The organism is Sulfuriferula sp. AH1 (assembly GCF_002162035.1).
Classification (GTDB): Bacteria; Pseudomonadota; Gammaproteobacteria; order Burkholderiales; family Sulfuriferulaceae; genus Sulfuriferula.
Map to the genome: position 1 here is coordinate 2,443,998 of NZ_CP021138.1, position 14,956 is coordinate 2,458,953.

The 14,956-nt window shown below is 57.7% G+C and carries 16 protein-coding genes; 13 read left to right on the plus strand and 3 right to left on the minus strand.

What is annotated here, in order from left to right; all coding sequences use genetic code 11:
- Positions 1-4 precede the first annotated feature (4 nt).
- From pyrE to CAP31_RS12385, 3 genes are read left to right on the plus strand one after another with little or no spacing between them, the layout of a single operon-like run.
- Positions 5-652 (plus strand): orotate phosphoribosyltransferase, encoded by a 648-nt coding sequence (gene pyrE / locus CAP31_RS12375; RefSeq protein WP_087447815.1) that lies wholly within the window; start codon positions 5-7, stop codon positions 650-652.
- A complete protein-coding gene (locus tag CAP31_RS12380; RefSeq protein WP_087447816.1) occupies positions 649-1,272 on the plus strand; it encodes a DUF4124 domain-containing protein in 624 nt (207 codons plus the stop codon). The genes pyrE and CAP31_RS12380 overlap by 4 nt, the downstream gene beginning before the upstream one ends.
- Before the next feature lie 23 nt (positions 1,273-1,295).
- A complete protein-coding gene (locus CAP31_RS12385) occupies positions 1,296-1,943 on the plus strand; it encodes a TIGR02281 family clan AA aspartic protease (protein ID WP_223247278.1) in 648 nt (215 codons plus the stop codon).
- 9 nt (positions 1,944-1,952) lie between these two features.
- Here CAP31_RS12385 and gatB read toward each other — a convergent pair whose 3' ends face one another.
- Genes gatB through gatC form a run of 3 tightly spaced genes read right to left on the minus strand, consistent with a single transcriptional unit; the run spans position 1,953 to position 5,181 of the window.
- Positions 1,953-3,383 (minus strand): Asp-tRNA(Asn)/Glu-tRNA(Gln) amidotransferase subunit GatB, encoded by a 1,431-nt coding sequence (gene gatB / locus CAP31_RS12390; protein WP_087447817.1) that lies wholly within the window; start codon positions 3,381-3,383, stop codon positions 1,953-1,955.
- A gap of 51 nt (positions 3,384-3,434) precedes the next feature.
- Positions 3,435-4,889, minus strand: a complete 1,455-nt coding sequence (gene gatA / locus CAP31_RS12395; protein WP_087447818.1) for an Asp-tRNA(Asn)/Glu-tRNA(Gln) amidotransferase subunit GatA — start codon at positions 4,887-4,889, stop codon at positions 3,435-3,437.
- 4 nt (positions 4,890-4,893) lie between these two features.
- Positions 4,894-5,181 carry an Asp-tRNA(Asn)/Glu-tRNA(Gln) amidotransferase subunit GatC gene (gene gatC / locus CAP31_RS12400; RefSeq protein ID WP_087447819.1) on the minus strand — a complete coding sequence of 96 codons (288 nt, stop codon included), beginning with the start codon at positions 5,179-5,181 and terminating at the stop codon, positions 4,894-4,896.
- A 189-nt stretch (positions 5,182-5,370) separates the two neighbouring features.
- Between gatC and CAP31_RS12405 the strand changes: the two genes are divergently transcribed.
- From CAP31_RS12405 to lipA, 10 genes are read left to right on the plus strand one after another with little or no spacing between them, the layout of a single operon-like run.
- Entirely contained in the window at positions 5,371-6,414 is a 1,044-nt protein-coding gene (locus CAP31_RS12405; protein ID WP_087447820.1) for a rod shape-determining protein, read from the plus strand.
- A 9-nt stretch (positions 6,415-6,423) separates the two neighbouring features.
- The gene (mreC, locus tag CAP31_RS12410) at positions 6,424-7,335 is read left to right on the plus strand and encodes a rod shape-determining protein MreC (RefSeq protein ID WP_087447821.1); all 912 of its coding nucleotides are present in this window, start codon (positions 6,424-6,426) and stop codon (positions 7,333-7,335) included.
- 1 nt (position 7,336) lies between these two features.
- Positions 7,337-7,855 carry a rod shape-determining protein MreD gene (gene mreD / locus CAP31_RS12415; protein WP_087447822.1) on the plus strand — a complete coding sequence of 173 codons (519 nt, stop codon included), beginning with the start codon at positions 7,337-7,339 and terminating at the stop codon, positions 7,853-7,855.
- Positions 7,852-9,768, plus strand: a complete 1,917-nt coding sequence (gene mrdA, locus CAP31_RS12420) for a penicillin-binding protein 2 (protein WP_087447823.1) — start codon at positions 7,852-7,854, stop codon at positions 9,766-9,768. The genes mreD and mrdA overlap by 4 nt, the downstream gene beginning before the upstream one ends.
- A complete protein-coding gene (gene rodA / locus CAP31_RS12425; protein WP_087447824.1) occupies positions 9,758-10,855 on the plus strand; it encodes a rod shape-determining protein RodA in 1,098 nt (365 codons plus the stop codon). The genes mrdA and rodA overlap by 11 nt, the downstream gene beginning before the upstream one ends.
- Positions 10,852-11,712 carry a septal ring lytic transglycosylase RlpA family protein gene (locus CAP31_RS12430; protein WP_087447825.1) on the plus strand — a complete coding sequence of 287 codons (861 nt, stop codon included), beginning with the start codon at positions 10,852-10,854 and terminating at the stop codon, positions 11,710-11,712. Before rodA ends, CAP31_RS12430 begins: the two co-directional genes overlap by 4 nt.
- 38 nt (positions 11,713-11,750) lie before the next feature.
- Entirely contained in the window at positions 11,751-12,881 is a 1,131-nt protein-coding gene (locus CAP31_RS12435) for a D-alanyl-D-alanine carboxypeptidase family protein (protein ID WP_087447826.1), read from the plus strand.
- Positions 12,882-12,888: 7 nt separating this feature from the next.
- Entirely contained in the window at positions 12,889-13,164 is a 276-nt protein-coding gene (locus CAP31_RS12440) for a DUF493 family protein (RefSeq protein WP_087447827.1), read from the plus strand.
- Positions 13,165-13,779, plus strand: a complete 615-nt coding sequence (gene lipB, locus CAP31_RS12445; protein ID WP_087447828.1) for a lipoyl(octanoyl) transferase LipB — start codon at positions 13,165-13,167, stop codon at positions 13,777-13,779.
- Positions 13,780-13,797: 18 nt separating this feature from the next.
- Entirely contained in the window at positions 13,798-14,730 is a 933-nt protein-coding gene (lipA, locus tag CAP31_RS12450; RefSeq protein ID WP_087447829.1) for a lipoyl synthase, read from the plus strand.
- Positions 14,731-14,956: the final 226 nt, after the last annotated feature.

Below are 14,956 nucleotides of genomic sequence, written 5' to 3' on the forward strand. Positions count from 1 at the left end.
TATCATGTTCGATTTCAGACAACAGTTCCTGCGCTTTTCCATAGATCAAAACGTGCTGCGCTTCGGCGAATTCAAAACCAAAGCGGGCCGCATGAGTCCCTACTTCTTTAACGCCGGCCTGTTTGCCGACGGTTTGGCATTAAAGCAACTAGGCGAATTTTACGCTAAAGCCATCCTCGCTGCCGGAATAGAATTCGACGTGCTGTTCGGACCGGCCTACAAAGGCATCCCGCTGGCCGCCAGCACCGCGATCGCCCTCGCCGCTGAAGGCCGCAACACCCCCTACAGCTTCAATCGCAAGGAAGCCAAGGATCACGGCGAAGGTGGCAATATCGTCGGCGCGCCATTGCAGGGGCGCGTGCTCATTATCGACGATGTCATCTCCGCCGGCACATCGGTGCGCGAATCGGTCGAACTCATCCGCAGCCAGGGCGCGACCCCCGCCGGCGTGATCATCGCCATCGACCGCATGGAACGCGGCCAGGGGGAGCTGTCCGCAGTACAGGAAGTCCAACAGCAATACGGCATTCCGGTTTTTGCGATCGCCAATCTGAATGACCTGCTTGCCTATTTGCAAACCGATAAGAACATGGAACAATACGCGGCAGCGGTAGCACAATATCGCACCACCTACGGAGCCAATCCAGCATGACAGCCAACTATAACTATAAATGCAAACTATTACTCGGCACCGCTTTTATGCTGAGCGCCGCAACCCTCGCCCACGCGGAGATTTTCAAGTGGAAAGACGCGCAGGGCGTCACCCACTACGGTGATACCATGCCCCCGCAAGCCGCAGGGCGCGCGACCACTGAAATGAGCAAGCGCGGCATGGTCATCAAGCAGACGCCGGCCGCATTGACGCCGGAACAGCGCCTCAGCAATGAAGCCGAGCAGGCGCGCGCCGCCAAGGAAAAGCAACTCCAGACCGAACAGAAACGCCATGATGCAGCCTTGCTGAACACCTACACCACGCCCGCCGAAATCGATCTGGCACGGGACCGCAACCTCGAGCAATCCAAACTCGTTATCGATGGCACCCACTCGCGTCTGGCGCCGTTGCAGGCAAAACAAGCCAAATTAGTCCAGCAAGCCGGCGGCAAAATCCCGGTCAAAGGCCCGCTTGCTGCGGAATACACGGAAAATGCAAAACATATAGGTGATCTGGAATCCATCCTTGCGCAAAAAAACAAGGAAATGGCTGACATCCGCAGCCGGTTCGAAGCCGACAAGGCTCGCTTCATCGAACTGACCGGCAAAACGACCTACTAATCCCGTATTCAATTCATATACATATGCGATCCATCAAACTCCCTCTCCAGCTTATGACACTGAGTCTGCTTGCCTACAACACTGGAGCCAGTGCGGGCAATGTGAATGTCACCGGCCTATTCAAGGATCGCGCCATGGTCGTCATCGATTCGGGCAAACCTCGTGTCATGGCGGTAGGTGACAGCACGCAAGGCGTGCGCTTATTACGCGCCGACTCGCAATCGGCCATGTTCGAAATCGATGGCAAACGACGCGTATTGACGATGGGTGAATCTTATACAGGCAGCGGGGGTAGTGCCAAGCCTGTCGCTACACTCAATGCTGACGGGCGCGGGCAATTTTATTCAGTGGGCTCGATTAACGGCAGCAGTGTAAATTTCGTCGTGGACACAGGCGCGACGCTGGTCACCATTAGCACACAAGAAGCAGATCGTTTGGGAGTGAATTACCGCAAAGGACAACGCGGCGCAATTTACACCGCCAACGGCAGCATTGGCGCATATCATGTGATCTTCAACAATATCCGCATCGGTGGCATCAGCCTGAATATGGTGCCGGGCACCGTCGTGGAAGGCAATGGACTACCTATCGCACTGCTCGGCATGAGCTTTTTGAATCAAACCGACATACAGCGCAATGGCACGACGATGACGCTGACACAGCGTTATTAAGAAATCCCGTCAACCCAGCTTACGCAACAACACCTCATTCAACTGTTGCGGATTGGCCTTGCCCTTCATCGCCTTCATCGCCTGCCCGATCAGGTAACCGAACATTTTTTCCTTGCCCGCACGATACTCGGCCACCTGGTTCGGATTGGCCGCCAGCACCTGATCGACCATGACTTCGATCGCGCTGACATCTGAAACCTGCTTCAGGCCACGCGCGTCAATGATGGCATCCACCTCGCCTTCACCCTGCCACAGCGCTTCGAATACCTCCTTGGCCAGCTTGCCGGACAAGGTGCCGTCACCGATGCGACGGATCAGCGCCGCCAGTTGCACAACCGCGACCGGGCTTTGCGCAATATCCAGTTCATGCCGGTTCAGCGCTGCCGACAGCTCGCCCATGATCCAGTTGGCGCACAGCTTGGCTTCGCCGCCAACCGCTGCAACCAGCTGTTCAAAATACGTCGCCGTGGCCTTGCTGCTGGTAAGCACGCCGGCATCATAAGCGGGAATCGCATACTGGCTGACAAAACGCTCGCGCATCGCCACCGGCAATTCCGGCATCGCCGCGCGGGTACGCTCTATCCATTCCTCGGAAATCACCAGCGGCAACAAATCCGGATCGGGGAAATAGCGGTAATCATGTGCATCTTCCTTGCTGCGCATGGTACGCGTTTCGTCACGGTCCGGGTCGTACAGCCGGGTTTCCTGACGGATGATGCCGCCGTCTTCGTTGATCTCGATCTGGCGCCGTGCCTCGTATTCGATCGCGCGCTCGAGGAAACGGAACGAGTTGAGATTCTTGATCTCGCAGCGCGTACCCAGTTCACTGCTGCCTTTGGGACGCACAGAGACGTTGGCATCGCAGCGGAAGCTGCCTTCCTGCATGTTGCCGTCGCAAATCCCCAGCCATACCACCAGACTGTGCAGCGTTTTGGCATAAGCCACCGCTTCCGCCGAACCGCGCATGTCGGGCTCGGATACGATCTCCAGCAGCGGCGTACCGGCGCGATTCAGATCGATCCCGGTCATGCCATGGAAATCGCCGTGCATGGATTTGCCGGCATCCTCTTCCAGATGCGCGCGGGTGATGCGGATGGTCTTTTCGGTATCGCCGACCTGTATGGCCAGGCTACCACCCTCGACCACCGGCAGCTCCATCTGGCTGATCTGGTAGCCCTTGGGCAGATCCGGATAAAAATAATTCTTGCGCGCGAACACCGAACGCCGGCTGATGTGCGCATCGATGGCCAGCCCCAGCTGTATCGCCCGCTCTACTGCACCGCGGTTAAGTACTGGCAGCACGCCCGGCAACGCGATATCCACCGCACTGGCCTGAGTGTTGGGTGCAGCACCGAACGCTGTGCTGGCGCCGGAAAAGATTTTGGATCTGGTGGATAACTGTGTGTGGACTTCCAACCCGACGACGATTTCCCATTGCATGATGACTTGACCTTTGTGCTAACCGCCAGCTGTTGCGTGCTGGTAAATGATTTAGATGTTTTCGGGCATCCGTGTATGCCAGTCCGTCGCCAGCTGGTATTGATGCGCGACGCCCAGCATTCTGGCTTCGCTGAAATAATTGCCTATCAGCTGCAAGCCGACCGGACGTCCATTGCTGCCCAGGCCGCAAGGCACGGACATCCCCGGCAAGCCGGCCAGATTGACCGCAATGGTGTAAATGTCCGACAAATACATCGAAACAGGATCGTCCGCTTTCTCACCGAAATTGAATGCGGTGCTCGGCGCAGTCGGTCCCATGATGATGTCGCAGTGCTGGAAAGCCTCGTTGAAATCCTGCGCGATCAGGCGGCGGATCTTCTGCGCCTGCATGTAATAGGCATCGTAGTAACCGTGCGACAGCACATAAGTGCCGATCATGATGCGGCGCTTGACCTCGGTGCCAAAACCCTGCGCCCGCGATTTCTCGTACATGTCGGTCAGGTCGCCGTATTCGGGTGCACGATAGCCGTAACGCACGCCATCGAAACGCGACAGATTGGTCGATGCTTCCGCCGGTGCCAGCACGTAATACACGGGGATGGACAATTTGGTGTTGGGCAGCGAAACGTCGACCGTGGTCGCGCCCAGTTTGCGGTATTCATTTAGCGCCGCTTCCACTGTTGCGGCGACATCGGCGCTCAGGCCCTCGGCAAAATACTCGCGCGGCAACCCGATGCGCAAGCCGGCCAGCGGCTGATTCAGGTCGCGGGTATAGTCCTCGAGCGGACGCTCCAGACTGGTCGAATCGCGTTCGTCAAAGCCGGCCATCACGTTCATCAGCAACGCACAGTCTTCCGCCGATTTCGCCATCGGCCCGGCCTGATCCAGACTCGATGCAAATGCGATCATGCCGTAACGCGACACCACGCCGTAGGTCGGTTTCAAACCGGTAATACCGGTCAGCGCAGCCGGCTGGCGTATCGAACCGCCGGTATCGGTACCTGTCGCTGCCGGTGCCAGACGCGCCGCTACGGCAGCCGCCGAGCCTCCGGAAGAACCGCCGGGTACGGCCTGATGATCCCAGGGATTCTTTACCGCACCGTAGTAAGAGGTTTCATTGGATGAGCCCATCGCAAACTCATCCATGTTGGTCTTGCCCAGACTGACTGCACCGGCGGCTTTGAACTGGCTGATGACGTGCGCGTCGTAAGGCGCGATGAAATTCTCCAGCATTCTGGAACCGCAGGTAGTGCGCCAGCCATCGGCACAGAAAATATCCTTGTGCGCGACCGGTATGCCGGTCAGCGGCGCGGCATTGCCCGCAGCGATGCGCGCATCGGCAGCGCGGGCATCGGCCAGGCTGGCATCCGCGTTCAGCGTGACGAACGCATTGAGTGCCGGGTTCAGTGCGGCGATGCGATCCAGATAGGTCTGCGTCAATTCCACACTGGAAATCTTTTTTGCAGCGAGCAAAGCAGAGAGTTGGTTCAGACTGGCATTAATCATTTTATCATTCAATTACTTGCGGGACTAAATACAGGCCGCCCTCGACTTGCGGGGCAATGGCCTGGAACTTTTCGTGCTGATCGGTCTCTGTTACTACGTCTTCACGCAGGCGCTGGCTCAGGTCCTGTGCATGCGACATCGGTTCGACACCCGTGGTATCCACTGCCTGCATTTCGGCAATCAAACCAAAAATCCCGTTAAGCTGTTGTTGATAAGCGACTGCTTCGGCGTCGTTGACCGCAATGCGGGCAAGAGTGGCGACACGTTTTACATCTTGCAGAGTAAGTGACATAGTGCGTAAATCTTCACAGGAAACAAGCCTATTAGGGTATCATATTACGTTTATTCAAGGCTACTAACTACTAGGTGCCTGTCGGACTATATTCATGGTGCGCGACGAATTGCGCACAACGAATAAAACACGACGACCCTCTGGGTTAAATTAAGTCGATCAACCCTCACTTTAGCGAAAATTACTATCATGTTTGGATCATTACGCGGCTATTTTTCTACTGATTTGGCAATTGACCTGGGTACAGCCAATACGCTGATCTACGTTCGAGGCAAAGGCATCGTTCTGGACGAGCCGTCTGTTGTCGCGATCCGCCAGGACAGCAACAGCGCCAAGAAAACCATCCAGGCAGTCGGCCTGGAAGCCAAGCAGATGCTGGGACGCACGCCCGGCAACATCACCGCCATCCGCCCGATGAAGGACGGCGTGATCGCCGATTTCACCATCACCGAGCAGATGCTGAAGTATTTCATCAAGAAGATCCATGACACCCGCATGTTCCACCCCAGCCCGCGCATCATCATCTGCGTGCCCTGCGGCTCGACCCAGGTCGAACGCCGGGCGATTCGCGAATCCGCCATCGGCGCCGGCGCACGCCAGGTATATCTGATTGAAGAACCGATGGCCGCGGCAATCGGCGCGGACTTGCCCGTCGCCGAAGCGACCGGCTCCATGGTGGTCGACATCGGCGGCGGCACCACCGAAGTCGGCGTGATTTCGCTGGGCGGCATTGTCTACGCCAACTCGGTACGCGTGGGCGGCGACAAATTCGACGAAGCCATCATCAACTACATCCGCCGCAATTACGGCATGCTGATCGGCGAAGCGACTGCCGAAGCCATCAAGAAGGGCATCGGCTCCGCGTTCCCCGGTTCTGCCGTACAGGAAATGGAAGTCAAGGGCCGCAACCTCGCTGAAGGCATCCCGCGCAGCTTCACCATTTCCAGCAACGAGATCCTGGAAGCGCTCACCGACCCGCTCAACAGCATCGTCAGCGCCGTCAAATCGGCACTGGAGCAAACGCCGCCCGAACTCGGCGCCGACATTGCGGAAAAGGGCATGGTACTGACCGGCGGCGGCGCATTGCTGCGCGACCTGGACCGCTTGCTGATGGAAGAAACCGGTTTGCCTGTGATCGTCGCCGAAGACCCGCTCACTTGCGTGGTACGCGGATCGGGCCGGGCATTGGAAGAAATGGACAAACTTCACGGTGTATTTGCACAGGATTCCTGATCCATCATCATGTCCGCGCCTCACCCAAACCTGACCCTGTTCCCGCGCGGTTTGAGCGCAGGGGCACGGTTATTGATCTATGTGCTCATCAGCATCGCCGTCATCACAGCGGATACCCGCTTTCATGGCCTGGACCGGTTTCGCGCTGGCATCAATACCTTGCTCTATCCCTTGCAGACCCTGATCCAGACCCCCGGCCGGACTTATGACCGAGTCTCCGGTTTTTTTGTCAAACAAGCCCGATTGGAACGGGAAAATACCGCATTACGCCAAAACTTTATTCAATACAGCATTGCCATGCAGCGTTACCGTGACCTGGAACAGGAAAATCAGCGCCTGCGCACGCTCCTCGGCGCACAGCAACGCACTCCGCTGCATACCCAGCTGGCCGAAATCCTGGCCATTCCGCGCGACCCGTACCAGTTTCAGGTCACCGTCAATCGCGGCAGCCAGCAAGGCATAAAAGGCGGAGAAGCCGTCGTCGACGAAACCGGTTTATTAGGCCAGGTCACGCGCGTCTATCCTTTCAGCAGCGAGATCACATTGCTGACCAACAAGGATCAATCCGTCCCCGTCATCATCCAGCGCACCGGACAACGCGCAATCATGTTCGGCATGGGGATAGATGACAGCGTAGAGATTCGCTATCTGCCGCACAACACCGATGTGCGCACTGGCGATCTACTGGTGACATCCGGCATAGACGGTGTCTACCCGTCCGGCCTTGCTGTCGCCAAAGTCACCCAGATCGACCTTAGCGGCAGCCGTGCTTTTGCCCACATCGAATGCAAACCGCTTGCCGCAGTCGACCGCAACCGCCAGGTGCTGATCGTGGATGCGGCCATCCCTGCACCTGCCGCTCCGGCCGCAACTGCAAAACCTTTAGCGCCTAAACCGCCTGCACCGGCAGGAAAGCACTGACATGCAATTCGCCCATCCCAAAGGCCCGGCCATGCAGCTGTCCCATAGCGGTCCGGTCATTGCAGGCAGTCTGCTGGCAGCATTTGCATTCAACCTGCTGCCCTGGTCGGTTGACTGGTTATGGTTACGCCCGGATTTCCTGTTGCTGGTCACCTTGTATTGGGTTATCTACCAACCCGGTCGCATTGGCATGGGCACTGCCTGGTGGTTAGGGCTATTGGTGGATCTGACCGACGGCACCATACTCGGCCAGCATGCGCTCGCGTATACCATGAGCGTTTTCGTATTGCTGCTGTTGCAGCGGCGCATGTTCAATTTCCCGCCCTGGCAACAAGCTTCGCATATCATCGGTTTGCTGCTGATCGAACAAGCTGTCAGCGTGCTCATCGCCACCTTCGTCGGCGACACCTTCCATGCCCTGCAGTATTTTGCGACCATCTTCACCGGCGCGCTATGCTGGATACCTTTGTGGACCCTGCTCCATCACCTGCGCACTCCCGAAACCACTGAGGCGCAATGAATCGCCCGACAGAGATCAAACATTATCGGGCCGAGCTTGCCGGATTCAGACAGCGCATTGTCATTGCTGCCGGATTCGTCGTGTTACTGTTTCTGCTACTGCTGGCGCGTTTCGTCTATGTGCAGATCCTCGAGCACGACCGCTATTTTGCACTCGCCGAAAGCAACCGTATTTCCATCGTGCCCACCCCGCCCAACCGCGGCATCATTCTGGATCGCAATGGCCGGGTATTGGCCCATAATTACTCCGCCTATACGCTGGAACTGACGCCCAGTAAAATTACCGATCTGAAAGCCACCATTGATGAATTAGCCAAACTGGTGGAGATCACCCCGGCCAATCGCAAGCATTTCGCCAAGATCATGGCCGAGAGCCGCAACTTTCAAACGCTGCCGCTGCGCACCCGCCTGACCGACGAAGAAGTCGCCCGCATCGCCGCCAATCGCTACCGGTTACCCGGCGTGGAAGTCAAAGCCCGGCTATTCCGCCAGTATCCGCAAGGCGCTTCGGCTTCGCACCTGATCGGCTATATCGGACGCATTAATGATACCGACCTGCAAGAATTGCAGGACGATGGCCGCTACGACAATTATCGCGGCACCGACCACATCGGCAAAGTCGGTATCGAACAAAGCTATGAAACGCAACTCCACGGCACAACCGGCGCAGAGCAGGTGGAAACCGATGCAGGCGGCCACGCAGTGCGCATGCTCTCGCATACCAATCCGGTATCCGGCGACAATCTGGTGCTGTATCTCGACAGCAAATTGCAGGCAATTGCCGAACAGGCGTTTGGCAGCTATCGGGGCGCGCTCGTCGCACTCGACCCGAAAACCGGCGGCGTGCTGGCATTCGTCAGTCATCCTGAATTCGACCCCAACCTGTTTGTCGACGGCATCGACACCGCCAACTGGAATGCGCTCAACGACTCACCCGACCGGCCTTTGCTCAACCGCGCCTTGCGCGGTGCTTACCCGGAAGGCTCTACCATCAAGCCGTTCATGGCGCTGGCTGGTTTGCATTATGGCTTGCGTACGCCGGAAGACACCATTGTCGATCCCGGCTATTTTTCCTTGCCGGGCAGCAGCCACCGTTATCGCGACTGGAAACCAAGCGGCCACGGCATGGTCAATATGCACAATGCCATCGTGCAATCCTGCGACACTTATTTTTACCGGCTGGCCAACAATATGGGTATAGACCGTATGTATAGCTATTTATCCCAATTCGGTTTCGGCCGGAAAACCGGCATCGACATGGACGGCGAGCTGTCCGGCGTACTGCCGTCGCGGGCATGGAAAGCCAAACATTCCAGACAGCCGTGGTACCCGGGCGAGACGGTGATTGCAGGCATCGGTCAGGGTTACAATCTGGCTACGCCATTGCAACTGGCAGTCGCCACGGCAGCGCTTGCCAATGGCGGCACTACGCTGCGTCCGCAAATCGTGCAGGCCATTATCGACAGCCGCACCGGCCAGCGCAAAAACATCGCACCGCAGGTAGTCACCCACGTAGACATTCCGCCGGCGCAGCTGCAAACCATCGTCAATGCCATGATCGACGTTACCCGGCCAGGCGGCACGGCGTCATCTGCCTCTGCCGGTGCACCGTATCTGATCGCCGCCAAAACAGGTACGGCGCAGGTGGTCGGCATCCGTCAGAACGAGAAATATAACGCCAGCCGCATGCAGGCTGCACATCGCGATCATGCCGTATTCATCGCGTTCGCCCCTGCCGATGCGCCGAAAATCGCCATTGCGGTACTGGTGGAAAACGGCGGCCACGGCGGCACAGCAGCCGGCCCCATCGCCCGCGCGGTCATGGATTATTACTTGCTGGGCAAGCTGCCCAAAGCCATGGCGCCGGTGCCAGTCCCGGAAACCGGCGCAGGAGGTAATATCAATGCGGATTAAACGCTGGATACTCAGGATCGCGGCACATCTGGATTATCCGCTGCTGCTACTGCTGTTCTCGCTCATGCTGTTAAGTCTGTTCGTGCAATACAGCGCAGCGGGCGAAGACAATAGCCGTTTGCTGGCGCACGGCGTCAACATGCTGGTCGCGCTGGCAGTTATGGTCATGGTCGCCAATACGCCGCCGCAGTATCTGCTTGCGCTGGCGGTGCCGCTGTATACCATAGGTGTAGTACTGCTGGTCGGCGTCGCGCTGTTCGGGGATGTGGTCAACGGTTCGCGGCGCTGGCTGCACATCGGCGTAACACGCATTCAGCCTTCCGAAATCATGAAAATCGCCATGCCGCTGATGCTGGCCTGGTATTTCCATTACCACGAAGCCACCCTGCGCCTGAAAGATTACGGCATCGGCGCCATCCTGCTCGCGATCCCCGTCGCGCTGGTTGCACGCCAGCCCGATCTGGGCACCGCCTTACTGATTTCCGCGTCCGGCTTTTATGTGCTGTTCTTCGCCGGCCTGCCCTGGCGCATCATGGCGGGCATGGCTGTCGCCGCAGCGGCAAGCATGCCGGTACTCTGGCACTTCCTGCACGATTATCAAAAGAGACGGGTACTGACCTTGCTCGACCCCAGCCAGGATCCGCTCGGCGCGGGCTATCACATTATCCAGTCCACCATTGCCATCGGCTCCGGCGGCGGCTTCGGCAAGGGCTGGCTGAATGGCACCCAGAGCCATCTGGACTTCCTGCCCGAACACACCACCGACTTCGTGTTCGCCGTATTCGGTGAAGAATTTGGTTTATTGGGCAATATTCTGCTACTGTTACTCTACCTTGCCATCATCGCTCGCGGTCTGACCATCGCCGCCAGTGCGCCGACATTATTTGCAAGACTCATGGCAGGCAGTGTAACCTTGGCTTTTTTCACCTACGCCTTTGTCAACATGGGCATGGTCTCCGGCATCCTGCCAGTCGTAGGCATTCCCCTGCCAATGATGAGTTATGGGGGCACCGCTATGGTTATCGTGATGCTGGGTTTTGGTATCTTAATGAGCGTTAAAACTCACCGCAAACTGTTAAAATCATGAACCGACTACTCGCCTTGTTGATCCTTACCGCGCTTGCCGGCTGTGCCAGCACACCGCCCGCGTCCCCGACATCTCCGCCAGCACCGAACAAACCCCAACCGGCGCCCGATACCATCGCCAAGCACAAGTCCGGCGGCGGCTATTATCTGGATGACGGTCCCGGCGATAATCCGCCGGCCAATCTCGGCGAGATTCCTGATGCGATCCCCAAAATCGAGCCGCTGCACAAATACGCCAATCGGCCTTATGTCGCATTAGGCCACGAATACACGCCGGCCACCGCCTGCGCCCCCTATGAGGAAAAAGGCATGGCCTCGTGGTACGGCCGCCGCTTTAACGGCAAACGCACCGCGTCGGGCGAGCGTTACGACATGTACGCCATGACGGCCGCTCACCCTACTCTGCCTATCCCCAGTTATGCACGGGTAACTTCGCTGACCAACGGCAAATCGGTGATCGTGCGTATCAACGATCGCGGCCCTTTCCACAGCAGCCGTGTCATCGATTTATCCTATACCGCTGCCTATAAGCTCGGCATTGTGCAAGGCGGCAGCGGCAAAGTCGAAGTAACCGCCATCACGCCCGAAGAGATCAGCCGGGGCCGCGACGTTGAGCCAACCGCCACCGGCATATTTCTCCAGCTCGGCAGTTTCGGCAGCCGCGACAATGCGGAAAAACTGCTCGCTCAGGCCTCGACCAAGCTGAATAAAAGCAGTGCAGCGCTGGTGATCCTGAACAATACCGAGCGTTATCGCGTGGCATTGGGCCCGTACAATGACGACGATAGCGCCAAATCGGCAGCCCGCGAAATCGAAACCCGCATGAACTTAAAACCGGTTCGGGTTGTCCTTAAATAGTTATCGCGCCCCCCTCGACTTATACGTATACGTACAACATGAAATCATTTATCGCTTTTCTTTTGCTGTGTTTCAGCACTGTCACTTTCGCCGTCGACCTGCCCACCGCGCCACCGCCACAGCTTGCCGCCAAAGCCTGGCTGCTGATGGATGTGAACAGCGGCCAAATTCTGGCAGAGCATGATAGCGACCGCCGTATCGAACCCGCCTCGCTCACCAAACTGATGAGCGCGTATCTGACTTTTGCCGCGATCAGGCAAGGCCGCCTGAAGCTGACCGACGTCGTGCCGGTATCCGAAAAAGCATGGAAAACCGAAGGGTCACGCATGTTCATCGAGCCGAACAAACCGGTGACCGTCGACGAACTGCTGCACGGCATGATCATCCAGTCCGGCAACGATGCAACCATTGCCCTGGCAGAAGCCGTAGGCGGCAGTGAAGCCGGTTTCGTGGTCATGATGAATAAGCAAGCGCAACGGCTGGGCATGGCCCACACCCATTTCGTCACCGCAACCGGCTTGCCCGACCCGCAGCATTACACCACGGCACGCGACATGAGCCTGATCGCCACAGCCATCATTCGCGATTTCCCCGAATTCCATCCGCTCTATTCGATCAAGGAATATCGCTACAACAACATCACCCAGCCTAACCGCAATCGTCTGCTATGGAGCGACCCCACCGTCGACGGCATGAAAACCGGGCATACCGAAAGCGCCGGCTATTGCCTGATCACCTCCGCCCATCGCGGCGACCGCCGCCTGCTGTCAGTGGTACTCGGTGCCGCCTCGGACAACCTGCGCGCGGCAGAAAGCCAGCGCCTGCTCAATTACGGCTTTCAGTTCTACGATGGCGTCAAACTCTACGCCAAAGGCCAGACCGTTACCACGCTCAAAGTATGGAAAGGCCATAACGGCAACGTCAAGGCCGGCTTCACCCGCAATATCTATCTGAGCCTGCCGCGTGGCCGTAACAAGGACATCAAGACCACGCTCACCACACGGCAACCGTTGCTGGCGCCGCTCAGCATAGGCCAGCCAATCGGCACCCTGACAGTGAGCCTGGATAACAAGATACTCGCGCAATACCAGTTGCAATCACTGGAAAACATCAGCGTTGCCGGCATTTTCGGCCGCGCCTGGGACAGCCTGATGTTGCTATTCAAGTGAGCCGAACATGAATGAAATCAAACCCGAAGACAGCCTGATCGAATACCCCAGCGATTTCCCTATCAAGATCATGGGGGCGGCACATCCGGCATTTGAGCAAACCATCGTCGAGCTGGTGCTGCAACACGCGCCGGATTTCGATACCGGCACGGTGGAATGCCGTCCCAGCAAAGCGGGCAATTACCTCAGCATCACCTGCACCATCCGCGCCACTTCACGCGAGCAGCTCGACAACCTGTATCGGGCGCTGACCGCGCACGAAATGGTCAAAGTGGTACTGTAATTGTCCGGCAACATCCTCCTGCGTCAGCTCGGGCGCGTCGAATACGTACCCACCTGGCATGCCATGCAGGAATTCACCGCTCGACGCACCGCAAACAGCGCGGATGAAATCTGGCTGCTGGAACACCCGCCGGTGTATACGCTGGGCCAGGCCGGCAAGCCCGAACATCTATTGCGCGCCACCGACATTCCGCTGGTACACATCGATCGCGGCGGGCAAATCACCTATCACGGTCCCGGCCAGATCGTCGCCTACCTGCTGATCGACCTCAAACGCCGCGGTTACGGGGTTCGCGAGCTGGTAACGCGCATGGAACAAACTATCATCGACCTGCTCGCCACACACAACATCAGCGCACAACGCCTGACAAACGCCCCCGGCGTCTACGTCGATAACGCAAAAATCGCCGCGCTGGGGCTACGCATTAAACACGGATGCAGTTATCATGGACTTGCTCTCAATGTCGACATGGATTTACAGCCGTTCCGCAACATCAATCCGTGCGGCTATCAAGGCATGACCGTCACACAGACGCGAGATATGGGCGTGACCGCACCCATGCCGCAGCTAACCCTGTCGCTCAGCCAACATTTAATTCAGCACCTCACGCGCTAACCAACCGTACACAACATCATGGCCGACATCAAACTCCACAAGGGCGAAGCCAAAACCGCCCGCATCCCGATCAAGATCGTACCGCAGGAACGTCTGAAAATGCCGTCCTGGATACGCGCCAAATCGCCCAACTCGCCGGAAGTCGCTGCGCTCAAGGCTGTCTTGCGGGAACAGAAGCTGCACACCGTCTGCGAAGAAGCCTCCTGCCCCAATCTGGGTGAATGCTTCAAGCACGGCACTGCCACCTTCATGATACTCGGCGACCTGTGCACGCGGCGCTGCCCGTTCTGCGACGTCGGCCACGGCAAACCCCTGCCGCCCGACGCCGAAGAACCCGCCCACCTCGCCCACACCATCGCCGCGATGAAACTCAAATACGTCGTCATCACCAGCGTGGATCGGGACGACCTGCGCGACGGCGGCGCCCAGCACTTTGCCGACTGCATCACTGCGGTCCGCGCCGCATCGCCCGCAACCCGCATCGAAGTGCTGGTACCCGACTTCCGCGGCCGCCTCGACATCGCCCTCGACATCTTCGACAGCGCCCCGCCCGACGTCATGAACCACAACCTGGAAACCGTGCCACGCCTGTACAAAGCCGCACGTCCCGGCGCCGATTACGCCCACTCCTTGCAACTGCTCAGGGACTTCAAGGCACGCCACCCGCACATCCCCACCAAATCCGGCATCATGGTCGGGCTGGGCGAAACCGATGAAGAAGTGCTGGCAGTCATGCGCGACCTGCGCACCCACGACGTGGACATGCTCACGATAGGACAATACCTGCAACCGTCCGGACACCACATTGCACTGACCCGCTACGTCACGCCTGAGCAATTCGGTATTTTTGAGACTGAAGCAGTGGACATGGGATTCAAGCACGCCGCGTGCGGGCCTATGGTGCGCAGCAGCTATCATGCGGATCAGCAAGCGCAAGGTATTAGTGCCTGATGTTAATTCCATCGATAAATGCGACTGAACATAGTTATTCACTACTAATATTTGCGTGAACTTGAACTTCATCCATTTTCGTAGACATTTTTCAACTTCCGGTTTGTAACTGTTCGAACGCCATCGGGCTAAGCTGGTTTAAATAACTGTGCCTGCAGGTTCGATTGTAAAAACTTCGATGTATTCGAACTGAGGCACTTGCGAAAACTTATCGGGGCGGCTATGA